Source organism: Citrobacter sp. RHB21-C05 (assembly GCF_013889015.1).
GTDB classification, from domain to species: Bacteria; Pseudomonadota; Gammaproteobacteria; order Enterobacterales; family Enterobacteriaceae; genus Citrobacter_A; species Citrobacter_A sedlakii.
In genome coordinates this window covers 2,140,648-2,164,693 of record NZ_CP057611.1, presented here as the reverse complement: position 1 = coordinate 2,164,693, position 24,046 = coordinate 2,140,648, and the positions used below count along the sequence as shown (strand labels likewise).

At 55.5% G+C, this 24,046-nt stretch carries 23 protein-coding genes; 7 read left to right on the top strand and 16 right to left on the bottom strand.

Annotation, left to right across the window (positions count from 1 at the left end; all coding sequences use genetic code 11):
• Nucleotides 1–30: 30 nt before the first annotated feature.
• Together HVX72_RS10410 and HVX72_RS10405 are read right to left on the bottom strand one after the other, a co-directional pair.
• Nucleotides 31–1,992: a U32 family peptidase gene (locus HVX72_RS10410; RefSeq protein WP_042283157.1), complete on the bottom strand. Its 1,962-nt coding sequence runs from the start codon at nucleotides 1,990–1,992 to the stop codon at nucleotides 31–33.
• A 78-nt stretch (nucleotides 1,993–2,070) separates the two neighbouring features.
• The gene (locus tag HVX72_RS10405) at nucleotides 2,071–2,607 is read right to left on the bottom strand and encodes an XRE family transcriptional regulator (RefSeq protein WP_181823150.1); all 537 of its coding nucleotides are present in this window, start codon (nucleotides 2,605–2,607) and stop codon (nucleotides 2,071–2,073) included.
• A 93-nt stretch (nucleotides 2,608–2,700) separates the two neighbouring features.
• Between HVX72_RS10405 and HVX72_RS10400 the strand changes: the two genes are divergently transcribed.
• Complete coding sequence (locus HVX72_RS10400; RefSeq protein WP_181823149.1) at nucleotides 2,701–3,867, top strand: benzoate/H(+) symporter BenE family transporter; 1,167 nt, start codon at nucleotides 2,701–2,703, stop codon at nucleotides 3,865–3,867.
• Here HVX72_RS10400 and HVX72_RS10395 read toward each other — a convergent pair.
• A complete protein-coding gene (locus tag HVX72_RS10395) occupies nucleotides 3,844–4,719 on the bottom strand; it encodes a helix-turn-helix domain-containing protein (RefSeq protein ID WP_181823148.1) in 876 nt (291 codons plus the stop codon). The genes HVX72_RS10400 and HVX72_RS10395 overlap by 24 nt on opposite strands.
• 171 nt (nucleotides 4,720–4,890) lie before the next feature.
• On the opposite strand from HVX72_RS10395, the gene HVX72_RS10390 reads away from it, so the two are divergent.
• Nucleotides 4,891–5,784 carry a DMT family transporter gene (locus HVX72_RS10390; protein WP_042283167.1) on the top strand — a complete coding sequence of 298 codons (894 nt, stop codon included), beginning with the start codon at nucleotides 4,891–4,893 and terminating at the stop codon, nucleotides 5,782–5,784.
• A 38-nt stretch (nucleotides 5,785–5,822) separates the two neighbouring features.
• On the opposite strand, the gene HVX72_RS10385 is transcribed toward HVX72_RS10390, so the two are convergent.
• The 3 genes from HVX72_RS10385 to tehA all read right to left on the bottom strand — a co-directional run bounded on the left by HVX72_RS10385 (nucleotide 5,823) and on the right by tehA (nucleotide 8,232).
• Nucleotides 5,823–6,491, bottom strand: a complete 669-nt coding sequence (locus HVX72_RS10385; protein WP_042283170.1) for a DUF3313 domain-containing protein — start codon at nucleotides 6,489–6,491, stop codon at nucleotides 5,823–5,825.
• A 143-nt stretch (nucleotides 6,492–6,634) separates the two neighbouring features.
• Entirely contained in the window at nucleotides 6,635–7,231 is a 597-nt protein-coding gene (tehB, locus tag HVX72_RS10380) for a tellurite resistance methyltransferase TehB (protein WP_042283172.1), read from the bottom strand.
• Nucleotides 7,228–8,232: a dicarboxylate transporter/tellurite-resistance protein TehA gene (gene tehA / locus HVX72_RS10375; RefSeq protein ID WP_181823147.1), complete on the bottom strand. Its 1,005-nt coding sequence runs from the start codon at nucleotides 8,230–8,232 to the stop codon at nucleotides 7,228–7,230. Before tehA ends, tehB begins: the two co-directional genes overlap by 4 nt.
• Before the next feature lie 112 nt (nucleotides 8,233–8,344).
• Between tehA and ydcK the strand changes: the two genes are divergently transcribed.
• Nucleotides 8,345–9,325, top strand: a complete 981-nt coding sequence (gene ydcK / locus HVX72_RS10370) for a YdcK family protein (protein WP_181823146.1) — start codon at nucleotides 8,345–8,347, stop codon at nucleotides 9,323–9,325.
• Here ydcK and rimL read toward each other — a convergent pair.
• The 5 genes from rimL to HVX72_RS10345 all read right to left on the bottom strand — a co-directional run bounded on the left by rimL (nucleotide 9,317) and on the right by HVX72_RS10345 (nucleotide 15,160).
• Complete coding sequence (rimL, locus tag HVX72_RS10365; RefSeq protein ID WP_042283180.1) at nucleotides 9,317–9,862, bottom strand: 50S ribosomal protein L7/L12-serine acetyltransferase; 546 nt, start codon at nucleotides 9,860–9,862, stop codon at nucleotides 9,317–9,319. The two genes, ydcK and rimL, sit on opposite strands and share 9 nt — an antisense overlap.
• Before the next feature lie 132 nt (nucleotides 9,863–9,994).
• Nucleotides 9,995–10,225, bottom strand: a complete 231-nt coding sequence (locus HVX72_RS10360) for a YdcH family protein (protein ID WP_042283183.1) — start codon at nucleotides 10,223–10,225, stop codon at nucleotides 9,995–9,997.
• A gap of 161 nt (nucleotides 10,226–10,386) precedes the next feature.
• Nucleotides 10,387–12,042 (bottom strand): glucan biosynthesis protein, encoded by a 1,656-nt coding sequence (locus HVX72_RS10355; RefSeq protein WP_181823145.1) that lies wholly within the window; start codon nucleotides 12,040–12,042, stop codon nucleotides 10,387–10,389.
• Between the two features lie 220 nt (nucleotides 12,043–12,262).
• Nucleotides 12,263–13,771, bottom strand: coding sequence for a carboxylesterase/lipase family protein (locus HVX72_RS10350; RefSeq protein ID WP_181823260.1), 1,509 nt, complete (start codon nucleotides 13,769–13,771; stop codon nucleotides 12,263–12,265).
• Nucleotides 13,772–13,816: 45 nt separating this feature from the next.
• On the bottom strand, nucleotides 13,817–15,160 hold the full coding sequence (locus HVX72_RS10345) for a VOC family protein (RefSeq protein ID WP_042283188.1): 1,344 nt from the start codon (nucleotides 15,158–15,160) through the stop codon (nucleotides 13,817–13,819).
• Nucleotides 15,161–15,397: 237 nt separating this feature from the next.
• Between HVX72_RS10345 and pcaH the strand changes: the two genes are divergently transcribed.
• A complete protein-coding gene (gene pcaH / locus HVX72_RS10340) occupies nucleotides 15,398–16,138 on the top strand; it encodes a protocatechuate 3,4-dioxygenase subunit beta (RefSeq protein WP_181823144.1) in 741 nt (246 codons plus the stop codon).
• On the top strand, nucleotides 16,135–16,755 hold the full coding sequence (gene pcaG / locus HVX72_RS10335; protein WP_060571236.1) for a protocatechuate 3,4-dioxygenase subunit alpha: 621 nt from the start codon (nucleotides 16,135–16,137) through the stop codon (nucleotides 16,753–16,755). Before pcaH ends, pcaG begins: the two co-directional genes overlap by 4 nt.
• Nucleotides 16,756–16,797: 42 nt before the next feature.
• Here pcaG and HVX72_RS10330 read toward each other — a convergent pair whose 3' ends face one another.
• Nucleotides 16,798–17,691: a manganese-dependent inorganic pyrophosphatase gene (locus HVX72_RS10330; protein WP_181823143.1), complete on the bottom strand. Its 894-nt coding sequence runs from the start codon at nucleotides 17,689–17,691 to the stop codon at nucleotides 16,798–16,800.
• A gap of 125 nt (nucleotides 17,692–17,816) precedes the next feature.
• Between HVX72_RS10330 and HVX72_RS10325 the strand changes: the two genes are divergently transcribed.
• Nucleotides 17,817–18,740: a LysR substrate-binding domain-containing protein gene (locus tag HVX72_RS10325; protein WP_060571238.1), complete on the top strand. Its 924-nt coding sequence runs from the start codon at nucleotides 17,817–17,819 to the stop codon at nucleotides 18,738–18,740.
• 62 nt (nucleotides 18,741–18,802) lie between these two features.
• Here HVX72_RS10325 and HVX72_RS10320 read toward each other — a convergent pair whose 3' ends face one another.
• From HVX72_RS10320 to cybB, 4 genes are all read right to left on the bottom strand, one after another.
• A complete protein-coding gene (locus tag HVX72_RS10320; RefSeq protein ID WP_233459213.1) occupies nucleotides 18,803–20,491 on the bottom strand; it encodes a methyl-accepting chemotaxis protein in 1,689 nt (562 codons plus the stop codon).
• Between the two features lie 166 nt (nucleotides 20,492–20,657).
• A complete protein-coding gene (locus HVX72_RS10315) occupies nucleotides 20,658–21,776 on the bottom strand; it encodes an S-(hydroxymethyl)glutathione dehydrogenase/class III alcohol dehydrogenase (RefSeq protein WP_181823142.1) in 1,119 nt (372 codons plus the stop codon).
• A 33-nt stretch (nucleotides 21,777–21,809) separates the two neighbouring features.
• Nucleotides 21,810–22,085, bottom strand: coding sequence for a metal/formaldehyde-sensitive transcriptional repressor (locus HVX72_RS10310; RefSeq protein WP_003833178.1), 276 nt, complete (start codon nucleotides 22,083–22,085; stop codon nucleotides 21,810–21,812).
• Nucleotides 22,086–22,276: 191 nt separating this feature from the next.
• Nucleotides 22,277–22,807, bottom strand: a complete 531-nt coding sequence (gene cybB / locus HVX72_RS10305; RefSeq protein ID WP_060571241.1) for a cytochrome b561 — start codon at nucleotides 22,805–22,807, stop codon at nucleotides 22,277–22,279.
• Nucleotides 22,808–22,996: 189 nt separating this feature from the next.
• On the opposite strand from cybB, the gene gap reads away from it, so the two are divergent.
• The gene (gap, locus tag HVX72_RS10300; RefSeq protein WP_042283212.1) at nucleotides 22,997–23,998 is read left to right on the top strand and encodes a type I glyceraldehyde-3-phosphate dehydrogenase; all 1,002 of its coding nucleotides are present in this window, start codon (nucleotides 22,997–22,999) and stop codon (nucleotides 23,996–23,998) included.
• The last annotated feature ends 48 nt before the right edge of the window (nucleotides 23,999–24,046 follow it).

The window sequence follows — 24,046 nt, the reverse complement described above, 5'->3', positions numbered from 1 at the left end:
TAAACGCCACCGGGCTGATGTCGCAAAGGATTAAGGTTTACGCTTCGGCAGCGTTTTCATCAGATCTTCCGGACTGACGGAACCCACCACGCTGCCCGGCAGCGGCATTTTAAGAATGTGATTTTTAATCTTGCCGATAACGTGCATTTCACACGGGCGACAGTCAAATTTCAGCGTCAGCACCTCATCACCGTTGACCAGTTGCATTGGCGTCGCTTTCCAGCTTTTGATGTTACCTTTCGCCTGTTTCGGACACAGATTAAAGGCAAAACGCAGGCAATGCTTGGTGATCATCACAGGCACATCGCCCTTTTCTTGATGCGCTTCATACGCCGCGTCGATCAACTGTACGCCATAACGATGGTAGAACTCACGCGCCTTCTGGTTATAGACGTTTGCCAGAAAACTCAGATGCGTCTGCGGGTAGACCGGCGCGGGATCTGAGACCGGTTTGCGCACGCCGCGTTTGTAGCGGGCAAGTCGCGCCTTATCCAGCATCTCAATGGCTTCCCGACGGAACGCGTTGAGCAGCCCGTTTGGCACAAACAGCGCACCGGGTAGGTTAACCTGAATGTCACGCGCGTAGTAGAGCGTCTGCCCCAGCTTCGCCAGCCCATCCTTGAGGTTACTCAGCGCTTTTTCAGCGTTGTTGGCGTCGTCAAACTGACCGTCCAGCGTGTGCGTCACGCTTACCCCTTCCTCGCTGGTTAACGTCAGGATCAGCTGTTCCTGCCAGCCGCCGAGTTCGATATCCACCGCTACCCGCCGCTCGCTGGAGGTTTTGGTTAACGCCTGCTGCCAGTTATGATCGAGATTACGGTTTAGTGGATGTCGCGGGCGCACTTTGTGCAGGTCGGCAGGCATCTCGTTCGGCCAGACGCGATAACTGTTTTCCCCGGTTTTTTCGACAGTATTGGCACGAAAACCAACCACCTCACGTTTGATCAGTACGTTCAGGCCATCGCCGTTCGCCAGTGGTTCACTGGCTTCAACATCAAGGTGATCTTTCGCCACTTTCAGCACTTCGCCAACGGGTAAGCCGATGAATTTTGGTGAGTCAAAGGCGCCAATATCGCCTTTGCGCGCATTGACAAAATAATCGGTGCTGCCGCGATGGAACGTTTTATCCGTGGACGGGATAAAGAAATGCTCGGTGCGACCGGAAGACGCGCGCGCCAGATCGCTGCGCTCTTCAATGATCGCATCCAGCATTTGCCGATAGTGGGCGGTGATATTTTTTACGTAACTCATGTCCTTATAACGCCCTTCAATTTTGAAGGAGCGTACACCTGCATCAATTAACGCGCCGAGGTTAGCGGTTTGATCGTTGTCTTTCATCGACAGCAGATGTTTCTCATAAGACACAACCCGGCCCTGATCGTCCTTCAGGGTGTACGGTAAACGGCACGCCTGGGAGCAGTCGCCGCGGTTGGCGCTACGTCCGGTCTGGGCGTGAGAAATATAACACTGGCCGGAATATGCGACGCAGAGCGCGCCATGCACGAAAAATTCGAGAGTGGCATCGGTCGCCTGATGAATCGCCTGAATTTGCGCAAGGCTCAGCTCGCGCGCCAGCACAATCTGGGTGAAACCGACGTCAGCCAAAAATTTCGCTTTTTCGACGCTACGGATGTCGCATTGCGTGCTGGCATGCAGTTCAATCGGCGGAATGTCAAGTTCAAGGATCCCCATATCCTGAACGATCAGCGCGTCGACGCCGGTCTGGTAAAGATCGGTAATCAGGCGCTGGGCGGGCTCCAGCTCATCGTCATGAAGAATGGTGTTCAGCGTAACAAAGATTTTCGCGCCAAAGCGATGGGCAAACGGCACCAGTTCGGCGATATCTTTCAGGCTGTTGCTGGCGTTATGACGCGCGCCGAAGCCGGGACCGCCAATATAAACGGCGTCCGCGCCGTGTAAAATGGCTTCGCGGGCGATGGCGGTGTCACGTGCCGGGCTTAACAATTCAAGGCGATGTGGGTGCTGGCGCATAGCGTTGTTTTTATCCAGTAGCAGCAAAATGGCGGCTATTGTAGTCAGAAGCGCGGCATTGCGAAATAGTTTTCCCGCTTAACTGCGCGGGTAATGAATCAGCGAATGAAAATGGACAGTGTGCGCGCTGGTGTTGCGATAGGCATGGGCGTGATCACCGGCGAAACGAACACCTTCTCCGGTTTTGATCGTCCGCCACTGCGCGTTAATACACATCTCCAGCTCGCCATAGATCACCACGACGTGCTCAATTACCCCCGACTCGTGCGGCGTGGATTCGCTGAGCGCGCCGGGCGCCAGAAGAATGGAAAAATGGTCGAAGCAAAGTTCCGGATCCCACGGAAACAGCGGCGTCACCACCATTTCCTGCTGCTGAGGATCAAACGTCGGCAAAGGCGTCGATTCCGGCGGTGAAATAAACGTAGAAAACGGGACATTCAGCCCAGTGGCGATCTTCCACAGGGTCGCCACGGTCGGGCTGGATTCGTTCCGTTCGATCTGCCCAAGCATGGCTTTCGACACCCCTGTCGCGTCCGCCAGGCGCGACAGGCTCCAGCCGCGCTGGGTGCGCAACGTTTTCAGCGTGCTCGCCAGATACTGTGTGAGATTGTCCATACGCGTTCTCCCAAAAACATCAGTTTACCACTTGTGCGCTATAACGCTCAAATGGTAGATTCAATCGACCGTTATAACGCACAAGAGGTTGCTATGCGCGCTTTCTCGCTTCCGCTACCGACGCTTCTGTCAGGTTTTGTGGCGGTCCTCATCGGCTATGCCAGCTCGGCGGCTATTATCTGGCAGGCCGCCGTGGCCGCAGGCGCCAGCGCCGAACAGATCGCCGGCTGGATGACCGCGCTCGGCATCGCAATGGGCGTCAGTACGCTGGGCCTGTCACTGTGGTATCGCGCTCCGGTATTGACGGCATGGTCTACACCTGGCGCGGCGCTGTTGGTCACGGGCTTGCAGGGGGTAACGCTGACGGAAGCGGTTGGCGTGTTTATCGTCGCCAACGCGCTGATTGTCATCTGCGGAATAACAGGTCTGTTTGCGCGCATGATGAGGATTATCCCCCACTCGCTCGCCGCCGCGATGCTGGCTGGCATTCTGCTGCGTTTTGGTTTGCAGGCCTTCACCAATCTGGAGGGCCATTTGATGCTGTGCGGCAGTATGTTGCTGGCCTGGCTGGCGTTAAAGCGAGTTGCTCCGCGCTATGCCGTCATTGCCGCACTGTTCGCGGGCGCACTGGTGGCATGGCTTGAGGGCGAAGTGGTGACCCGTACGTTGAGCGTCGCTCCGGTTATACCGACGTTTATTGCGCCTTCATTTTCTCTGGCGCACGCGTTAGGCGTGGCGGTACCGCTATTTCTGGTCACAATGGCGTCACAGAATGCGCCCGGCGTGGCGACAATGAAGGCCAGCGGCTATGACGTGCCTGTTTCACCGCTGATTGTGGTGACGGGCCTGCTGGCATTGCTGTTATCGCCATTTGGCGTGTATTCCATCTGCATTGCCGCCATCACAGCGGCAATCTGTCAAAGTCCGGATGCGCACCCGGATGCGTCAAAGCGCTGGCTGGCGGCAGCGTCAGCCGGGGTGTTTTATCTTCTGGCGGGGATTTTCGGCAGTTCGATTACCGGCATAATGGCGGCGCTACCGGTGAGCGGCGTGCAGATGCTGGCAGGATTAGCGCTGTTAAGCACCCTCTCCGGCAGTCTGTATCAGGCGCTGAACCATGACGCGGAACGCGATGCGGCTATCGTCACGTTCCTGGTCACCGCCAGCGGTGTGACGCTGTGGGGTATCGGCTCGGCATTCTGGGGGCTGATGGCGGGTGGTGTCTGCTTCGCCACGTTAACCTTCTCCCGCCGCGCGTAGCTGCGAGGGTGTTTTCCCCGTCACCTGCTTAAAGCGGTTGCTGAAATGGCTCGGAGAGCTGAACCCGCAGGCCAGCGCAATGTCGGTTAACGGTTGACGGGTGTGACACACCAGTTGCTTCGCCAGCGCCATGCGTCGCTGCATCACATACTGATGCGGCGCCATTTTCATCGACTGGCGAAACATACGGGCGAAATGAAATTCGCTGAGCGCCGCCTCGCGTGCTAAGTCGGCAAGTGTCAGCGGTTCCGCCAGATGGGCATCGATGTACGCCAGCACGTTGCGCAGCGTCACGGGCGCCAGTCCGCCGGTTACGGTAGGCAGGCGCCACTGGACGTTGCTGTAGTGCTGGATCAAGTGAGTCATCAACAGCGACGAGGCCGCGCTCAGCGTCAGGTGATTGGCGGGCTGCTGCCAGTCGTTACCGAGAAAAAACTGGCGATAGACGGCGGTGATACCCGGGTCGTTGCCAAATAACCGTTCTTCAAGAGTGAAACGGTAAGGACTCTTGTCCCACACTTTTTCGCCCACTTCGCGCAGGTGCGCATCGGTGCAGTAAAGATGCACAAAGGATAAGTCGTCACGAATATCCCACGTCGATTCGCTCTCTTTTGGCATCAGACAAAACCGATCCGGCCCGCCGCCGTTTTCCCAGCCGCTGGACGTTTTGTGATAACTCTCATAGCCATCCTCAATGTACAGACTGAGGGTGTGATGATCGCAATATTGCGTAATGGTATCGCGCTTGTTCGACCAGGCCGCCAGCTGGACGCCAGAATGCAGCGCGACTGACTCATGCAGCACAGCATTATGTTTGCGCAGGTTTTCAAACGCATCGTAGGACCGGGACATATCACCATATCGACAACATTTAGCAGATACTCAGTCTATCGCAGGTTGCCGCGCTTACCATGCCCTCAAAGGAAAAAAGCGCAAGATTTTGCAAGTGTGCGCAAGGGGATGAAAGCGCATTCCCGGCAACTTTGTGACAGTGAGTCATCGTTTGATAAGAGGTAAAACGTGATGAATGCATTGTTGTACTGTCTGGTGGTAATGATTTGGGGCACGACGTGGATCGCCATTTATCTGCAACAGGGCCCCGTGGCCGCCCCGGTGTCTATCTTCTGGCGTTTTGCCGTAGCGACGGCGCTGATGATGGTCATTCTTCTGGTGCGGGGCAAACTGCGCAAACTGACGCCCCGCGACCATCTGTTCTGTCTGTTGCAGGGCGCATGTGTCTTTTGTTTTAACTTCTGGTGTTTTTATACCGCCGCCGCGTGGATCAACACGGGGCTGGAATCGGTGATTTTCTCTATGGCGGTGCTGTTTAACGCGGTGAACAGCTTTATTTTCTTCGCACAAAAGCCGCCAGCTCGCTTCTTTGCCGCTGCCGCGCTGGGGCTGACGGGGATCGTGACGCTGTTCTGGCAGGATCTGGTCGGCAGCGGCTTTAGCCAGGAACTGCTCTGGGGAATTGGACTTAGCGCACTGGGCACCTTCGGCTTTTCACTCGGTAATATGATCAGCCTGCGACATCAAAAGAACGGGCTGGAAATCATGACCACGAACAGTTGGGCAATGCTGTACGGCACGCTTTTGATTGCCATCATCGCCCTGCTGCGCGGCGACAGTTTTATGCCGCAGTGGACCGTCAGTTACCTGGGCGCCCTGCTGTATCTGGCGGTTTTTGGTTCGGTGATTGCTTTTGGCGCTTATTTCACCCTGGTCGGGCGTATCGGCCCCGGCAACGCCGCTTACAGTACGCTGCTGTTTCCGCTGGTCGCGCTGTCGATCTCCACTTTCTACGAAGGCTATGTCTGGCAGATGAATGCGGTCGTGGGGCTGGCGCTGATCTTACTGGGCAATCTGGTGATGTTCGCAAAACCGCCAGCGCTTTTGCGTCGGCGGCTGGCGTAGTCACAGCGCCATCGGGCGATGGCGCGAGAAGAACGGCGTTATTTCTGGCGAACTTCAAACATGGTGGCGTCGGTGGCCATGTTATCCACGACCTGCTTAAGCGTTTCAAACGCCATCGGCGTACTTTCGTTGTTCAGATCTTTCCCTTCGCCCTGGCGAACCACTTTAATAACAGGCTTGTTGGTCGCCGCGTCGATTAATTCGCCTTCAAAGTAGAGATGGGTGTCCATGGTACGGTGTCCCGTCGCCATTTGCGTTCCGGCCACCAGCAGCGCAACCGGCACCACTTCATAGAACTGCAACCCTTCTTTGCTGGCGTCAACACCGGTAATGGCGCCACGGAAGATCAGGCTACGCGGGCCAGGCGTGGTCACCAGAGGTTTACGCTGCGCAATGGCGCCTTTCATTTTGGTGTTGGTGTAATTCAACAACTCGTCGAGGACCTTCTGACCGACCTGCGTGTTCGGCTTGGGTACCGGGTAATACGTGATGGGCGTCCAGACAACGCTGTCGTAATTGGCGGCATTATAGTCAGGATCAACCCAACGCAGCACCGGCTGTCCTGATGCCGAAGTCGTTTCCTCGAGGCTGGAGTAATCCTTTAAAAAGCCAGAATATTTTTCCGGTTGTGTGATTTTTGACGCACAACCGGATAAGGTCAGTAACCCTGCAAGCATAGCAACGCTGAAAAAAGTACGAGTACGCATGAAACGATCCCTTAAATGTGCACATATGCATGCGCAATAATAGCAAAGGGAAATCATTTATGTTGCATTAAAAATGGTAAGCAAACCACACTTTACCGACCCTTTTTTGTCCAGAAATAAATGGCGTACTCATCCTTCCGGCATCACGCCATTTTGCGTGCTAACAGGGTGGCAAAACGCAGCTTAATCCGGTTGCCGTTCGCATCGGTACGATGTAGCTCACCGACATCTTCATTGTATTTCAGCTGCTCCCAACCTGCGTAGTAGTCGCGCAGTTCCCCTTCCCTGAAGGCAAACGGAAAACCAACGGTGCAGGGATAGTCTGCCGTATCCATCGCCGCGACGATCAGGTTATACCCACCCGGTTTAGTACAACGCTGCATGTTAGCGATGAGCCCCGGGATCGTGTTGGCCTCAAGGAACATCAATACCACGGTCGAGAGGATAAAATCGTACTCGCCGTCAAAACGTAGAGCATTAAGATCCACCACGTTGGTTTGCAGATTCTCCAGCCCTTCGGCCGCTTTAATACGCTCAACATTCTTGATGCTCATCGGGTTTTTATCCCATGCGGTCACATCAAAACCGTTCGCCGCCAGATACAGACTATTACGGCCATTGCCGCAGCCCAAATCCAACGTTTTACCCGGCTTAACCACCCTGACAGCATCCAGCACTTCAGAATGGGTGCGGGTTAAATCATATTTTTCAGTAAAGTAATGTTCGTCGCGAAGGGTCATTTTTTATCCTCAGTTTTTAACAGCGCCGAACGTTCAGTGCGGATAAGCAGTTTACCTTCCACCAGTAACGCGAACGTACGGACCAGCAATAATGCAATAATAACATTCGTAAAGATGAATAAAGGCACGGCGAGGCTGTGGAAAAAACCGGACTCGCTGGCATGACCGAGATGCAGCCCTGTCGTGGCCAGCGCTGACACGCCGAACGAGAAACTCCAGAAGGAGGCATTAAAGGGCTGTGACAAATACCACGGCATCAGCCGCAGCATAAAAAGCAACTGAAGCAGGCCATAGCCAAACAGCATTTTCGCCAGCGTATCGCTTTCGCCGCCGTTAACGCTAAGCCAGGCGCTACAGGCCACCAGCGCGGGCGCCAGTTGAATGCCAAGAGATGTCCGCAGTACGGTGGGGAGTTCTCCGGCGCTACGCAGGCGCTGCAGGATCACCGGCTCAAGGCTGAGCCACGAAAAGACCCCCGCGCCCAGAAAGACCAGACCGGCATCGGTATAGCCCAGCGCGCCGCAGGCCATCGCGCTGATAAAATTATTGGCGACGGTCGGCAGATACAACCCCGGCGTGGTGGCCTCTTGTGGATGTACGCCGCGCCACAGCCCCGCCGTTTGCCAGGCGGCATAGGCCAGTTGGATCACCACGCCTATGCTGAACAGCGCCACCGCCAGCGGCCGGCTCCAGGGAACAAACCCGATAGCGACCAGCATTGTGGTCGCCGGAAACAGGCTGACAAAACTGCTCATGACCGGATGGCGAATTTCCGCAATCACGCTGTGCGGAAAACGCACCAGCCGGGTCATAAATGCCAGCGTCAGCAGTCCCCATATCACCATCGCCAGGATCACCAGCGCGTCGCCAATCCAGTGGCTGACGGCCCAAATATGACTGGCATAGCGCCAGGCAAAGCCCATCCCAATAGTCCCCAGCACCATGCCAAAATAGCCGGCGGGCAAATTCAGAACACAATCACCTGCTTTTTCTTTACGCATTTTGTTTAATTTATAAAGTATATTTGAAATGCATTTTATGTAATTTCTCTGCGTTTAGCCAGCGGCGTAAAATTTGCTACGGTTATAGTGAGCGAAACCACGGATACCTTGTATGCAAAAATACCGCCTTGATGAGATCCCGCGCGCCTTCAGCTATCAGGAAAACGATCGGAAACAGCATGTCCTTTTGCGCCAGATTATCGCCCTGATTGACTTCAACGATGTCAAAGCCGGCGATGTCGGCGGCTGGCTCGATCACGAAAGCGCATTGTCTCAGGAGGGCACGTGCTGGATCTATGATGAAAATTCGCTGGTTTTTTCTGGCGCTAAAATCAGCGGAAACGCCCGCATCACCCAGCCCTGCGTCATTCGCGACGGCGCACGTATTGGCGATAATGTCTGGATAGACCACGCGGAGATAAGTCACGGCGCTGAAATAAGTGACAACGTCACTGTTCAGGCGTCCACCGTACGCGGTGAGTGTCGGTTGTCCGGCGATGCACGCATTCTGCACCAGTCAGAAATTTTTGCCGCGCGGGGAATGACGACCGAATGCGATCAACGTTTACAGATTTACGATCGTGCAACGGTTGCTCATTCGCAGATTGTACATCAGGCGCAAATCTATGGGGACGCCATTGTCACCCATGCGTTTATCGAACACCGGGCCGAAGTGTTTGATTTCGCGCTTGTTGAAGGCAACGCTGAAAATAACGTCTGGTTGTGTGATTGCGCCAAAGTATACGGTCACGCGCGCGTTATCGCGGGTTTCGAGGAAGACGCGATCCCCACGCTACGCTACAGTTCGCAGGTTGCCGAACAGGCGACGGTAGAAGGCAACTGCGTGCTCAAACATCACGTGATGGTGGGTGGAAAGGCGCGACTGTGCGGCGGCCCGATATTACTTGACGATCACGTGTTGATTGAGGGCGATGCGCGTATTAACGGCGAAGTAGTGATCGAAAATCACGTGGATATTGGCGGTTCAACCATTATCGAGGCTTCAGGCGATGAGGCCATTCATCTGCGTGGCCCCAAAGTCTACCACGGCGAGCAGTATATCACCCGCACCCCGCTGGTTGGCTCAGTCTGATGACGCGCTGATAATACGGGCATAAAGGTTCACGTCGTCATAGCGGCCGTTCAGGTATTCAGCCTGTTTCAGACAGCCTTCCAGTTCAAAGCCGTTGCGCCGGGCAACCTGATTACTGGCGTGATTGGCCACCCGACATTTAATCACAAAGCGCCTCACCTCGCCGCGCTCAGCGTAGTGGCGCATTAGCGCCTGAAGCGCGCGTGACATCGTGCCTTTTCCCTGATGCGACTCATCCAGCCAGTAACCGATATAAGCCGCTTTATTTAATGGCTCAATCTGATTAAACGACAGCACGCCCACCAGTTCATCGCCGGCCATAATCATGTACATTTTCGCATAGCCGCGTTGATGCAACAGGATATTCCCCTGCACGCTTTTACGCGTGTCTTCTTCCTCGCGCACTGACGCAGGCCAGTTCAGCGACTGCTGCAGCCAGGCGCTGTTTTTGCGTACCAGCTGATGCAGTGGCGCAATATGATGCTCCGCAACCGCCTGCAGTTGCAGGTTCTCGCCCGCGTTGATTGTTTCTGTCATATTGACTCCTGTTTTGCCGTACCGCCGCCCAGCATTCTGTTTAGCAGATTTTTCAGCGGTAATGCAAACACTTAGCCAAAACAAGAAGGGCCTCCCGATGCGTGGGAAGCCCTTTTCAGAGAACGGGAGCGGTTATACCTGACTCTCGTTAGCACTCTCTTTCTGTAATATTTTGAGCATATCGTCCTTTAGCTGGAGTTTCTGTTTTTTAAGGCGAACGACTTCGAGATTGTATCCCCGACCATCGGCGCCTTCCAGCCTGGCTATTTCGTGATCAAGGTTATTGTGCTTTTCGAAAAGAGACAGAAAGCGAGGGTTCTCGGTTTTCAGTCGGGAAATCAGATCTCTGTATTCTGGAAACATACGCTCTCCCTGTTAGTGAACAAACGCGTGTATAAGAAATACACATCTTCAGCTTACTCATTTGAGTCAGGGAAAAATGCGAACGGGATCGTGTTTAGTTCTTGTACAGATATTTCGGGGAAACGCTGACGCCCCTTGCCTTGCAAAGGGCGTCGCGAGGATCAACGCATCACGCGATCATCGACATAGCGACGCTTGTCCGGCGCGGGAGGAAAATACTGATACAGCCAGGTTTCGCTAATCGCCTCGCCCTGGCAACGCAGGAACATGCGCATATCCACCGGTTCGGTCGAATCAGAGGTAGGATACCAGTCAAACTGGATGCGGTAGCCGTCGAACGGTTCGACGTAGAGAATTTCAATCTGCTTCGCTTCGCCGCTGGAAAGCGTAATCACCGGCTCAATGCCTTTAGGCGCCGCAGCTTTCAGATCGCCGCCAACGAAATCAATGGCAAAACGACGCGCCCATTTTTCCGGATAATGCTCGCCCGGCGCCCAGCCTTCCGGAAATCCGCCCATACCGGTACGGGTAGCCATCACGCGCGCCAGCGGCGAACGAACCGGCGGCTGCGCGCTCCAGTACAGTCGGTATTTGTACGTCAGTTCATCTCCCGCCTTGATCGATTTTTCCGGCTGCCAGAAACAGACCACGTTATCCAGCGTTTCGCCCGTGGTCGGGATCTCCATCAGCCCGATGGTGCCCTTGCCCCACTGGTTACGGGGCTCCACCCACAGGCTCGGACGCTTGTTGTACCAGCCCATAATGTCCTGATAGTGGCTAAAGTCCCGATCCAGCTGCAGCAGACCGAAGCCTTTCGGGTTGTTGTCGGTATAGGCGTTAAACTGCAATTTTTGCGGGTTGTTCAGCGGGCGACAGATCCATTCGCCGTTGCCGCGCCACATCGCCAGTCGGTCAGAGTCGTGGATCTGCGGATGAATGGTATCGCACATGCGGCGTTCGTTATTGCCGCAGCTGAACATGCTGGTCATCGGCGCAATACCCAGTTGTTTGATGTCCTTGCGGGCGTACAGGCGATTTTCCACGTCCATGATCACCTGGCTCTTCTCACAGTGGATCACGAATTTATAGGCGCCGGTAATGCTTGGGCTGTCTAACAGCGCATACACGGTAAACGTGGTGGCCCCCGGCTTCACTGTATCAAACCAGAAAGCGGTAAAGTCCGGGAACTCCTCTTTCGTGTCGGTGTAGGTGTCAATCGCCAGACCACGGGCAGACAGGCCGTACTGATAGGTATCGTCCACCGCGCGGAAATAGCTGGCGCCAAGGAATGACACGACGTCACGTCGCGCCAGTTCCGGCGCTTTGAATACGCGGAAACCGGCAAAACCGAGGTCGGTTTGGCCCTCAAGCTGTTTAGTGTCCACGCCCGCGTCGTTATATTTGAACAGCTCCGGGCGGAAGTGGATTTCACGCGCCATATGCGTGGCGGCGTCGACAGAGAACATGCGCACCCGGCGACGGAAACCCATCCCCACATGGAAGAACTGGGCATCCAGTTGGCGGCCCTCGACGTTATTCCACAGCGACTGGGCGGCGTCATACTGAATGCTGTTGTAAGCCTGAGGCGTCAGATTCGCCAGGGTGTCCGGCAACGCGCGTGGCGCGCCGCCCCACGGTTTCTGCGCGAGATCGTGGGCCATGGATTGCAGCACCGAATAATCAAACCGCACGGTTTGCCCGTCGGCGATATCTGATTCGGCTGCGTATGCGGCGCGGGTAAAGAGTGAAGCAATACCGCCGGTACCGCACACGGCGGCCATTGCCATTGAACCTTTAATAAATCGTCTGCGATTCATACCTGAAAATCAGTCCTTCTGGTCTCGTGAATGGTCCCGCGCTGGCGCTCGACAGCGGCAAGAGGAAGCATAATTCTGACCGCTCACTCTAGACAAATTTCATTAATAATCCAATTGTTGGCCGCTGATTATCTGAGCAAAACGTAAAATATTTTCTGTCGATCGGAACTGACTGATTCCCATGTAAACTTGCTTCTCGCGACCTTCAACTTTTGCAAAGCTAGTCGAGACTGACGTGTTGGGTCATGACTCGCTTAAACAGCGCCAGACGCGCGCGCATAAACCGGTTTTCAATCTTGAAACCCGCTCGCTTGTTCAGGCCGATTCGCAGCAGCCGGTCGCGCCCTTTGATACAGGCAGGCCAGCGTACCGGGCCGTGAAGCGTATCGCAGGTACGGCTGGCGTGACGGGCAAAGTTGACCCAGTAGTCGGCGACCTGCGCGGCGAAGGCCAGATCGTTTTCATTCACGTAGTCTCGCGCAGGCTCGGCGAGCGTGAGGGTATCAAACACATAAGGCACCTCGTTGCCATGCCACGCGCCGTTGGCGTAGGTATCGTGCTCGGCTTCCGCCACATAATCGAACCAGTAGCGCCAGCAGGGTTCTCCTACCCGCTGCTGCGCCTGCATCACCACATAGCCGAGCGCGGTAAAGGCCATGTCGCGACACACCTGACGCCCCAACTCTTCGTCCCCTTTCACGCCGGGATAGAGCAATTTAATCAGGCCGAGACCCAGCCTGCGTTCGCGGCGCAGTTTCTGGATTTGTTCAGCCAGATCGACGCCGAAAACGGCCATCACACTCGCTTCGTCACTGTTGGAACCGATCATCAGCGGGACCGGATGCTGCTTCGCCGCAAAAAAGACATCCAGCATCGGTTCGGGCAACACGGCGTCGCCAGAGATCGGCGTCGGGGCGATTTTGTACGGCGCGCCGAGCGGCCAGAAAGCCTCTGCCGGAATCGCACGCAGCTGTTCAGCCGTCGCGTTTTGCAATCCGAAGTGCCCCGCCAGCGCAATGCCGTTTTCAAGGGCAATCTCGCGCGGCGTATCCGGTAAGGTGTAACCGCTCTGCACAATCGCTTTGTGAAACAGGCCGTTGCCCTTAGGCGACGCCAAAAGGGAAAGTACGCTGCGCGCGCCTGCGGATTCACCAAACAGCGTCACGTTCTGCGGATCGCCGCCAAACGCAGCGATATTTTCCTGTACCCAACGCAGCGCGGCGATTTGATCGAGCAGCGCAAAATTATTCACGCGCTCATCGCTTTCCCCTTCCAGCGCCGGATGGGCGAAAAAGCCCAGGTGACCCAGACGGTAATTGACGGTGACGACCACAACCTCGCGCTTCGCCAGCGCAAGGCCGTCATACGGTGGAAGGCTTGCAGCGCCCAGGGTATAGCCGCCGCCATGAAGCCAGACCATCACTGGCAGCGGTGCGCGCCGCCCGGCAGGAGACCAGACGTTTAGGTAAAGACAGTCTTCAGAGAACGCGCCCGGATCGCCGCCGCCCAGCGCTTTACAGTATTCGATGTCCTGCCAGCTGGCACGGGAAAACGTATCAGCCTGACGCGTACCGGACCAGGGGGTGACCGGCTGCGGCGCGCGCCAGCGCCGTTCGCCGACCGGCGGCGCGGCATAGGGAATACCGCGCCAGATATGAATGTCTTTCTCAACGACACCGATCAGTTTTCCCTGTACGGTATCGGCCAGCGGAATAGTGGGATTTACCATGTCCATGTTTACCCGGTAATTGCAAATTCCTACAGCATACCTTGATTAAAGCAGGCCGCAACGCCGTTTACTGCGCTCCTCCGCCTCCTGGTACAGCGTAAACTCATCCAACACCGGGCATCCCAGCGCCTGCTCAAAAGCGTCGCGGCTGGCATTACCATGACGGCGCGCCTGGGTTTCATTTCCCAGGTTTGACTGAAAAATGCCCGCTGCGCTGACCGGTAAAAAATCTTCGTAGGTAATGGGCTGCGCCGCCACCCAACCGCGTTCAATGTGGGGCTGCGGGTCGTCACCAGGGTGAATGGCATGACGATGTGCTTCGCCCGTCGGCGTCAGTCGATAGCGAAACCAGGCCAGCCCTTGCTGGCGCAACAGGAATTCGCTGTCGGGAAATGCTTTAAACACCTCCTGCAAATGCAATTGATGCGTCAAATTGTCTTTCCCGGTCCCGGCGCGCTGGAGTAGCGCGTCATAAAGCTGCCGTCCTTTGACGGTCAGCGCCACCCCACGCTGCTCAATTTCGCCAAAGCGCGCGGTATGTGTGCCCTGCTTTTCGCCAGCAAACAACACGGGTTCTTCCAGCGCTTTAAAGCTGGTCTGGCGCAGCAGGATCGGCACGTCGCGACGCGGCGGGCCTTCAATCAGTATCTTGGGTTCGATACCGCATTCCGGCATCATCGCCTGTACACGGTCAATATCCAGCGTGCGCGGCGTGAGATGATTAATATGACAGCCAGGAAAACAGACCACGTCGGCAATCAGTCGGTGCTCATTATGCAGCGCCAGATAGGTTTGCGCGTCAACGGTAGCATGACGGTGCCAGCGGAACGTTTCCAGCGCTTCCTCGACGAACTCCTGCGCCTGTGCCGCGTCGAAACCGTTTTGCTTGTCCCAGACATCAAGCAGTTCCCGGCAACGCGGCGTAAAAATATCACGTTGGGCGAGGATTTCCGCCGCGCGCTGACGTAACGCCGCATTTTCAATCAGCTCCAGGCGAAGCAGCGAAGTAAAGACCCGGAAAGGGTTTCGCGATAACGAGGCGTCATCGACGGGCCGGAACGCCGTCGAATGCACCGGTACGCCAGCCTGAGAAAGATCGTAATAGCTGACCGGAAACATGCCCATGATCGCAAACATGCGCCGTAGCGTGGAAAGTTCCTCTGCCGTCCCGACGCGTATCGCCCCGTGCCGTTCTACGTTCAGGCGGGCCAGTTCGTCGGCGTTAGCCAGTTTTTCGTGCAAGGTGGGGTTATTTTCCAGTACCGCCAGATTGACATCAGCGACCAGTTCGAGCAGCGTGCCGTACTGCGGAACTTCCTGCTGGTACATCGCTGACATTGCTTGCGAAAAATGTTCCCGAATCTCATCTGCCGTGATGCTGTTCGCCATAATGTCATGTCTCCAGTGAATGTTACCTGGAGTGTAGAAAAGGCCGTTCATTCCGTGGGGAAGAATTTACAAAGTGTGATCCCGCCGAAACTCGGCCCGTCGCGTTGCGCCCCCCCTTCTATAACTCACGGCTATGTAATAATCGACATAAATTCACTTTTAATTAACATTGTATTTACAGAAACTCTGACAGGCGACCTGAAAACAATAATTCTCTTACCCGTACAGGAGCCCGCTATGCAAGATAACCGTTTCGCCCGCGAGGTCATTCATCGCGACTACAACAGCCATCCGCCGGCCTTTGCCCCTGGCTACAAAACCAGCGTGCTGCGTTCGCCGCGCAATGCGCTGATCTCTTTGCAAAACTCATTATCGGAAATCACCGGTCCGGTATTCAGCGATAGCGATCTGGGTCCGCTGGACAACGACCTGATCATGAATTACGCCAAAGACGGTTTACCGATTGGCGAACGTATTATTGTCCATGGCTATGTTCGTGACGGCTTCGGTCGTCCGATGAAAAATACGCTGGTTGAGGTCTGGCAGGCGAATGCGGGTGGCCGCTACCGCCACAAGAAAGATCAGTATCTCGCGCCTATCGACCCCAATTTTGGCGGCTGCGGACGCGTGTTAACCGATGAAAACGGCTACTATTTTTTCCGCACCATCAAACCAGGTCCCTATCCGTGGCGTAATCAGGCCAGCGACTGGCGTCCTTCGCATATTCATTTTTCACTGTCCGGCGATGCCTTCGCCCAGCGTCTGATCACCCAGATGTATTTTGAAGGCGACCCGCTTATCAGGCAGTGTCCCATTGTCAGAACCCTCAACAACGACGACGCTGTTCGCACCCTGATTGCCGAACTGGACACACACGCCGCCGTTCCGCTGGACTGTCTGGCGTACCGTTTCGATCTGGTGCTGCGAGGCCAGCGCGCCACACTGTTTGAAAACCGGACTCAGAGGGTCGCACGATGAAAGATTATTTACCGGAAACCGCCTCACAAACGGCGGGACCGTATGTGCATATTGGGTTAGCGCCGGACGCGGCAGGCTTTCATATCTTTGAGAAAAACGTCAGCGCCACGCTGACCAATAGCCATACCGAAGGTGAGCGCATTACCCTTGAAGGCCGGGTGATCGACGGTTCCGGCACACCGGTGCGCGATGTGCTGCTGGAAATCTGGCAGGCCAATGCCCACGGACGGTATAACCATCCAGCCGACCATCAGGAAGATAAGAAACTTGACCCTGATTTCCGCGGTTGGGGACGCGCCTGTTCCGACTTCGACAGCGGCGTCTGGCGCTTTGAAACCATCAAACCGGGATGCGTCGTCGGGCGTGACGGCAGGGTCATGGCGCCGCACGTTAACCTGTGGATTGTCGCCCGGGGCATCAATATTGGCCTGCACACCCGGATGTACTTTGCCGATGAACCTGAGGCGAACCAGCGCGACCCGGTGCTAAACCTGATCGAATGGGAAGTTCGCCGCCAGACGCTCATTGCCCGGCGTGTTCAGCGCGGCGACGAGACGGTCTATACCTTTGATATTCATCTGCAGGGTGAAAAAGAAACGGTCTTTTTTGACGTTTAACGGTAGCAGCGGGCTGGGGCTTCAGCCCGCTGACGTTTTGCATCAGGCCAGATGCTTCTCCAGCCAGGGCAACATCTGTTTCTTGCGACTCAGCATACCCTCGACCGTCACGGGCTGCGACAGCGCCGGCTGATGTGAACCGGCAAACCACAGCTGCGAATGCCCGGCGTTAATATCGGTCAGCATCAGCGCCACCAGATCCGCGCCGCTGCGGGTAGCGTATTCCGCCATCTCGCCTCGCAGGGCTTCCAGCACGCCGGATACCTGATCCAGAGAGTAAAGCTCGATCTGCGCGACGCTGACCTGTAACCCATGAAGAGTGAAGCGCTTGATATCCTTTTGCAGAAGCGCGCTGGCGGTTAAGCCTTCCACGCTGGTTTTCGCGCTTAATAATCCCTCACTAAAGGCGCTTAACGTCACGCCTGCCTGTTCCGTCAGTTCGGCTACCGCCTGACGATCGTCGTCAGTGGTCGTGGGCGATCTTAGCGTGACAGTGTCACTTAACAGGGCGCCCAGCAGTAATTGCGCTTGCGCGGAAGTGACCTGCGCCCTGTGCTGTGGCGTCATTAACTGCCACAGCAATGTGGCGCTGCTACCAACCGGTTTAATCCACACCTCCGGCGGCAGGCGGGTCATTAGCCCGCCCAGTCGGTGATGGTCAATAATGCCAACAACATTGCTGGACTGAAGGGTTTCCGGCCCTTGTGATGGCTCCGTAAAGTCTACCAGCCAGACGTCAAGCCCGGTGAGCGGCAGGGTCAACAACGGCGGCATGTCCAGCCCCGCCTGTTCGAAGATAAAGCGGGTTTCGCGATTCGGTTCGCCGAGACGCCAGGCCGTGGCCGGTAAGCCGCGCATCTGAAGCCAGCACGCGGTCATATACGCCGAGCATATCGCATCGCTGTCTGGATTAAGGTGGCCTATGACATGAATCATTTTCCCCTCCGCAGAGAAATCGCTGTTACTTAAATGAGTTAAATGTTAATTATATTTTGCAATCAAGTTATCAAAAACAAACAACTTTACTTGTCACCGGCACGGCTCTGTTTTTAACATCGCTTATGGAAAAAAATAGTTTGTTCAGTCAGCGCATCCGATTGCGCCATCTTCATACATTTGTCGCTGTCGCTCAACAAGGAACACTGGGGCGTGCAGCCGAAACCCTTAACCTCAGCCAGCCCGCGCTGTCAAAAACGCTGAACGAGCTGGAGCAGTTGACCGGAACCCGCCTGTTTGAACGCGGACGACTTGGCGCCCAACTGACCCTTCCGGGGGAGCAGTTTCTGACCCATGCGGTAAAAGTGCTTGATGCGCTTAATACGGCCGGACAGGCGCTAAACCGTAAAGAAGGTCTAAACAATGATGTAGTGAGAATCGGCGCGCTGCCCACCGCTGCGCTGGGTATCCTGCCTGCGGTGATTGGCCCGTTTCATCAACAGCAAAAAGAGACCACCCTGCAGGTGGCCACCATGAATAACACTATGCTGCTGGCGGGACTGAAATCCGGCGAGATTGACATCGGCATTGGCCGGATGTCCGATCCGGAACTGATGAGCGGCCTGAACTACGAACTGCTGTTTCTCGAGTCATTAAAGCTGGTTGTCCGCCCCGGCCATCCGCTATTGCAGGAAAATGTCACTCTCAGTCGGGTCATGGAATGGCCCGTGGTGGTGTCGCCGAAAGGCACCGTGCCACGGCAAAACGCCGAGGCGTTATTGCAAAGCCAGGGCTGCAAGTTGCCCACCGGCTGTATCGAAACGCTTTCGGCCTCGCTGTCGCGCCAGCTTACCGTCGACTACGACTACGTGTGGTTTGTGCCATCCGGGGCGGTGAAAGAAGATCTGCGCCAGGCGACACTGGTCTCCCTGCCGGTGCCGACCCAGGGCGCGGGCGAGCCCATTGGTATTCTTACCCGCGTGGACTCACCGCTTTCTTCCGGCGCGCAAACGCTGATAGGCGCGATTCGTAAATCCATGCCGCTATGAACGCAACCGCCTGGCCGGATGGCGGCGTGAATGCGCCCTATCCGGCCCGTGGTTGATAACCGTCAGAAGGTTTCCCAGTTGTCTGTGCCAGCCGTGACCGGCGTCGGAACAGGTTCCGGCGCGCGGCGGGCCGTTATCGTCCGCGTGACGCCGCTTCCGCTCTGTAAACGAAACGCGCCTACGGCTTCCGTCAGTCGTGCGGCCTGCTCTTCCAGTGACGCGGCGGCGGCAGAAGCTTCTTCCACCAGTGACGCATTCTGCTGAGTGACTTTATCCATCTCGGAAATCGCCTGGCTTACCTGGACGATGCCGCGACTTTGTTCATCCGACGCCGCCGCAATCTCCAGCATGATATCGGTCACCCGTTTCACCGCGTCGACAATATCGGTCATGGTGTTCCCCGCCGCCACCACTTCGCCAGACCCCTGATCGATAAGACGCACCGATTCGCTGATCAAGCCTTCTATCTCTTTTGCCGCCTGGGCGCTACGGCTGGCGAGTGTACGCACTTCGCTGGCGACAACGGCGAACCCGCGTCCCTGCTCACCGGCGCGGGCGGCTTCAACCGCCGCGTTGAGCGCCAGGATATTCGTCTGGAACGCAATGCTGTTAATCACGGCGGTAATTTCGGAAATCTTCTTCGAACTGGTGGAAATATTGCCCATTGTCTGCACGACGCCGGACACCATCTGGCCGCCACGGCTGGCTTTACCAGACGCGTCTTCCGCCAGTTTACTGGCGTGGTGCGCATTGTCGGCGTTTTGTTTTACCGTCGCGGTCAGTTGTTCCATGCTGGCGGCGGTCTGTTCGATTGCCGCCGCCTGCTCCTCGGTACGCGACGACAAGTCGGTATTGCCTGCGGAGATCTCGCTCGTGCCGCGATAGATTTCCTCTGCCCCCTGACGCACCGCGCCGACGGTGTTTACCAGCGAACGCTGCATCTGCTGCAAATGGCGGCTCAGACGGCCAATCTCGCTGCGACCTGTCGGCTCATCCTGCATGGTGAGATCGCCCGCCGCGATTTGCTCAATGCGCTGGGCGGCATGTTGTAACGGACGAATCACGGTGCGACGCAGGACGATAAAGGTCATCAGCGTCAGCAGTAACGCCAGCGCAAAGGCGCCAATCATAAACATTACCCCTAAACGGGTGCGTTGATGCGCCTGCTCGCTTAAGTGTGTAGCGCGCGCCGTGCGTATCTCAATGGCCTTCAGAAGGATTTTGTTGTAGTTGGCGTCAAGCTGCCGCGCCTGTTCGCTTTCGTGATTAATGATAGCTTCGAACATGCCGTTTTTGGCGTATTTCAGCATAGGCTGTAGACCGGCCAGGTATGCCTGAAAACTGCTGTTCAGATCGCCATCCAGCGCTTCATCAGCAGGGGTTTTCACCGCCCGCGCCATATAGGTATTAAACCCATCTTCAGACTGTTTAATCCGCTTTTCCGCCGCCGCGATATTCGCCTTCATGTCGTCCATTTCGGCAATACGGCTTGCCGCACCGGCATGGATCATGTTGATCCGTGCGGTACGCAGATGGTTAGAACTGTTTGATAACCCCATTCGCACCTGAATTTCATCCGTGACGTCGCGCTGATCGCGGTCAGCCTGCATCAGAAAATAACCGGCCAGGCCGGAGCTCAGCGCGAAAAGTAAAAGGATGCCACCGAGAATGGAGGAAAACAGCGGAACCAGCCTGATTTGATGCAGGAAGCCCAGCTTATGCGGTGCTTGCATCGATGATGTGTTGTCCATGACCGTCGACTCTCTTATTGGATTTATGCGTGATACACGCCCGTTAGATAGTCATCGGCATTCAGGAAGGTTTACTTATCGCAAAAAGCGCTGACCTCGTCACACTTTGACAACATTTTTGCTAAAGAAAGGAAAAATGCCAGCGGAGGCTCCGCTGGCAAAGGGATTACTTATCGCCGAAATGGATAACGGTACGAATCGATTTGCCTTTATGCATCAGGTCAAAGGCCTCGTTGATTTGTTCCAGCGGCAGACGGTGCGTAATAAACGGATCCAGCTGGATCTTACCCGCCATCGCCTCTTCTACCATCCCCGGTAGCTGCGTACGCCCTTTTACACCGCCAAACGCGGAACCGCGCCAGACACGGCCAGTCACCAGCTGGAACGGACGCGTTTTGATCTCCTGACCCACACCGGCTACGCCAATGATGATGCTCTCGCCCCAGCCTTTGTGGCAGCATTCCAGCGCGGCGCGCATGACATCGACATTACCGATACATTCGAAGCTGAAATCCACCCCCCCGTCGGTCAGGTCAACAATCACGTCCTGGATCGGTTTATCGTAGTCCTTCGGGTTAATAAAGTCGGTCGCACCCAGCTCGCCCGCCAGGGTGAATTTCTCCGGATTCGTGTCAACGGCAATAATGCGCCCGGCTTTCGCCTGAACCGCCCCCTGAATGACAGCCAGACCAATTCCGCCAAGCCCAAAGACCGCAACGGTATCGCCTTCTTTTACCTTCGCCGTGTTATGTACGGCACCGATACCGGTGGTCACGCCACAACCCAACAGGCAGACTTTGTCCAGCGGTGCCTGGGGATTAACCTTCGCCAGCGAAATCTCGGCGCACACGGTGTATTCACTGAAGGTGCTGGTGCCCATATAGTGATAAATGGGTTCACCTTTATAAGAGAAACGGGTAGTACCATCCGGCATCAGACCTTTACCCTGCGTGGCGCGTACAGCCTGGCACAGGTTGGTTTTTCCGGATTTACAGAATTTACATTCGCCACATTCTGCGGTGTAAAGCGGAATAACGTGATCGCCGGGTTTCAGGCTGGTGACGCCTTCCCCCACCTCGACCACCACACCGCCGCCTTCATGGCCGAGCACGGCCGGGAACACGCCTTCAGGATCGTCGCCAGACAGGGTAAACGCATCGGTATGGCAAACCCCGGTATGGGTAATCTTCACCAGTACTTCGCCTTTTTTGGGCGGCGCAACGTCAATTTCAACAATTTTAAGCGGTTGACCAGGGCCAAAAGCAACGGCAGCACGTGATTTCATATCTCTCTTCCCTATTATTGCGAGGTGATGTGTTTATTTTAGATAAGCGCGAAGAAGGTGACCGATTTCCGCCATTCGCACAGCACGCTGGTCCGGCGTGGTTTCTCCACTCACCAGTTCATCTTTGAGATGGATTTCAACCATTTCGCCCATCAGACCATTAGACGCACCGCGGACAGCGGCAATCTGTTGCAAAATTGCCAGACAAGGTTCGCCAGACTCCAGCGCGCGTTCGAGCGCATCTACCTGCCCTCGTATGCGCCTGACGCGGGTCAGGATCCGTTTTTTATCTTCAGGTGAATGCGGCATAGGCCCTCCTGCATACTATAGGGGGGTATAGTAACAGGTACAGGCCATCATTGAAATAAAGAGATCCCTGAAAGACATAGGCCCCGGTTGATCTTTTTCTCCACCGGGGCCGAAAAGTACAGCAGACAATATCAAAGCCAGCATCTTACATAGCGCGCCAGCCCCGCGCGTTCGACGATCAGCGTCCGTTTTTATCCCCGCTTACGGGGCATCATGCGCAGCAACGTATTGTCCTTCCACATATAGTGATGCATCAGCGCGGCGGCGGCGTGTAACGCAATGACCAGGTAGCCCAGATTCGCCAGCACAATATGCCAGGATTTCAGCATAGCCACGGCATCTGCATTGGCCTGAGCCGCATGCGGCATCACCATCCCAAACGCGAACCACGGATTTCCGCGGTTATACATCATCATCAGGCCTATCACCGGCAATGCGATAAACAACAGGTAAATGATCAGATGCCCAAGATGCGCCAGGCCGGTCATCATCGGCTTAGGCTTTGGCTCAATCGGCGGCGCGGGGAATTTCAGTCGAACGACGAGCCGCGCGACCATCAGCGCCAGTATGCTCATCCCACATGAAACATGCACCATATTGATAACCGGACGGTAGCTGCGAGGGAAAAGCCCACGAAACTCCATCGCGCAGTACGCCACAATCACCAGTAAGAATACCAGCCAGTGAATTCCAATCTGCAGGCCTGAATACTTATTGCCCATAATACGTCCTGAGTAAATTCGTAAAGCGTCAACATAGCGAGCTTTTGTTAAAAATTCATTAACTTTTCTTCATCGTTTTTCAGTCAGTTAGGCTTAACGGCAAGAAGTGCGATTGCTCATCCCGCCAGAGTGAACTAAGCCTGGAAAGGAAAAAGAGACCGCACTGCTACATCCTGACAGGAGTAAACCATGAGTAAAATTGGCATTAACGGTTTTGGTCGTATTGGTCGTCTGGTACTGCGTCGTTTACTGGAGGTCAAAAGCGACGTCGATGTCGTCGCCATTAACGATCTCACCTCGCCGAAAATCCTCGCTTATTTGCTGAAGCATGATTCCAACTATGGTCCTTTCCCGTGGAGCGTTGACTTCACCGAGGATGCGCTGATTGTCGATGGCAAAGAGATTGCCGTGTATGCGGAAAAAGATGCGAAAAATATCCCATGGAAGGCCAAAGGCGCGGAAATTATCATTGAATGCACCGGATTTTACACCTCGAAGGAGAAATCTCAGGCGCACATTGATGCCGGGGCGAAAAAAGTGCTGATTTCCGCCCCCGCTGGTGACATGAAAACCATCGTCTATAACGTTAACGATGACACGCTGCAGGCAAGCGATGTGATTGTCTCGGTCGCATCCTGCACAACTAACTGTCTGGCGCCAATGGCTAAAGCGCTCCACGACAGCTTTGGCATTCAGGTGGGCACCATGACCACCATTCACGCCTATACCGGCACCCAGTCACTGGTCGATGGTCCCCGAGGAAAAGATCTGCGCGCCTCCCGCGCGGCAGCAGAAAACATTATTCCCCATACCACCGGCGCGGCGAAAGCCATTGGTCTGGTGATCCCGGCACTGAGTGGCAAGCTGAAGGGCCATGCTCAGCGTGTCCCGGTGAAGACGGGCTCCGTTACGGAACTGGTCTCCATTCTGAATAAAAAAGTTACCGCCGAAGAGGTGAACAACGCACTGAAACAGGCCACCGATAACAACGAATCTTTTGGTTACACCGACGACGAAATCGTCTCATCGGATGTTATCGGCTCGCACTTTGGCTCCGTGTTTGACGCCACTCAAACAGAGATTACTGAGGTGGGCGATCTGCAACTGGTGAAAACCGTGGCCTGGTATGATAACGAGTACGGATTCGTCACCCAACTCGTTCGTACGCTGGAAAAATACGTTACGCTTTAACAACAAGGCGGAGAGGCTCCTCCGCCCTTTTTTCTTCTGCTCGCCCGC

Bases quoted from the DNA above. Each gene is read 5' to 3' on its own strand.
- cybB (WP_060571241.1), bottom strand. From the start codon at position 22,807: ATGGGCAATAAGTATTCAGGCCTGCAGATTGGAATTCACTGGCTGGTA.
- pcaG (WP_060571236.1), top strand. From the start codon at position 16,135: ATGAAAGATTATTTACCGGAAACCGCCTCACAAACGGCGGGACCGTAT.
- HVX72_RS10345 (WP_042283188.1), bottom strand. From the start codon at position 15,160: ATGGCGAACAGCATCACGGCAGATGAGATTCGGGAACATTTTTCGCAA.
- ydcK (WP_181823146.1), top strand. From the start codon at position 8,345: ATGCAAAAATACCGCCTTGATGAGATCCCGCGCGCCTTCAGCTATCAG.
- gap (WP_042283212.1), top strand. From the start codon at position 22,997: ATGAGTAAAATTGGCATTAACGGTTTTGGTCGTATTGGTCGTCTGGTA.
- tehB (WP_042283172.1), bottom strand. From the start codon at position 7,231: ATGACCCTTCGCGACGAACATTACTTTACTGAAAAATATGATTTAACC.
- HVX72_RS10395 (WP_181823148.1), bottom strand. From the start codon at position 4,719: ATGTCCCGGTCCTACGATGCGTTTGAAAACCTGCGCAAACATAATGCT.
- HVX72_RS10390 (WP_042283167.1), top strand. From the start codon at position 4,891: ATGAATGCATTGTTGTACTGTCTGGTGGTAATGATTTGGGGCACGACG.
- pcaH (WP_181823144.1), top strand. From the start codon at position 15,398: ATGCAAGATAACCGTTTCGCCCGCGAGGTCATTCATCGCGACTACAAC.
- HVX72_RS10350 (WP_181823260.1), bottom strand. From the start codon at position 13,771: ATGGTAAATCCCACTATTCCGCTGGCCGATACCGTACAGGGAAAACTG.
- HVX72_RS10310 (WP_003833178.1), bottom strand. From the start codon at position 22,085: ATGCCGCATTCACCTGAAGATAAAAAACGGATCCTGACCCGCGTCAGG.
- HVX72_RS10315 (WP_181823142.1), bottom strand. From the start codon at position 21,776: ATGAAATCACGTGCTGCCGTTGCTTTTGGCCCTGGTCAACCGCTTAAA.
- HVX72_RS10330 (WP_181823143.1), bottom strand. From the start codon at position 17,691: ATGATTCATGTCATAGGCCACCTTAATCCAGACAGCGATGCGATATGC.
- tehA (WP_181823147.1), bottom strand. From the start codon at position 8,232: ATGCGTAAAGAAAAAGCAGGTGATTGTGTTCTGAATTTGCCCGCCGGC.
- HVX72_RS10360 (WP_042283183.1), bottom strand. From the start codon at position 10,225: ATGTTTCCAGAATACAGAGATCTGATTTCCCGACTGAAAACCGAGAAC.
- HVX72_RS10325 (WP_060571238.1), top strand. From the start codon at position 17,817: ATGGAAAAAAATAGTTTGTTCAGTCAGCGCATCCGATTGCGCCATCTT.
- HVX72_RS10410 (WP_042283157.1), bottom strand. From the start codon at position 1,992: ATGCGCCAGCACCCACATCGCCTTGAATTGTTAAGCCCGGCACGTGAC.
- HVX72_RS10385 (WP_042283170.1), bottom strand. From the start codon at position 6,491: ATGCGTACTCGTACTTTTTTCAGCGTTGCTATGCTTGCAGGGTTACTG.
- HVX72_RS10355 (WP_181823145.1), bottom strand. From the start codon at position 12,042: ATGAATCGCAGACGATTTATTAAAGGTTCAATGGCAATGGCCGCCGTG.
- HVX72_RS10400 (WP_181823149.1), top strand. From the start codon at position 2,701: ATGCGCGCTTTCTCGCTTCCGCTACCGACGCTTCTGTCAGGTTTTGTG.
- rimL (WP_042283180.1), bottom strand. From the start codon at position 9,862: ATGACAGAAACAATCAACGCGGGCGAGAACCTGCAACTGCAGGCGGTT.
- HVX72_RS10405 (WP_181823150.1), bottom strand. From the start codon at position 2,607: ATGGACAATCTCACACAGTATCTGGCGAGCACGCTGAAAACGTTGCGC.
- HVX72_RS10320 (WP_233459213.1), bottom strand. From the start codon at position 20,491: ATGGACAACACATCATCGATGCAAGCACCGCATAAGCTGGGCTTCCTG.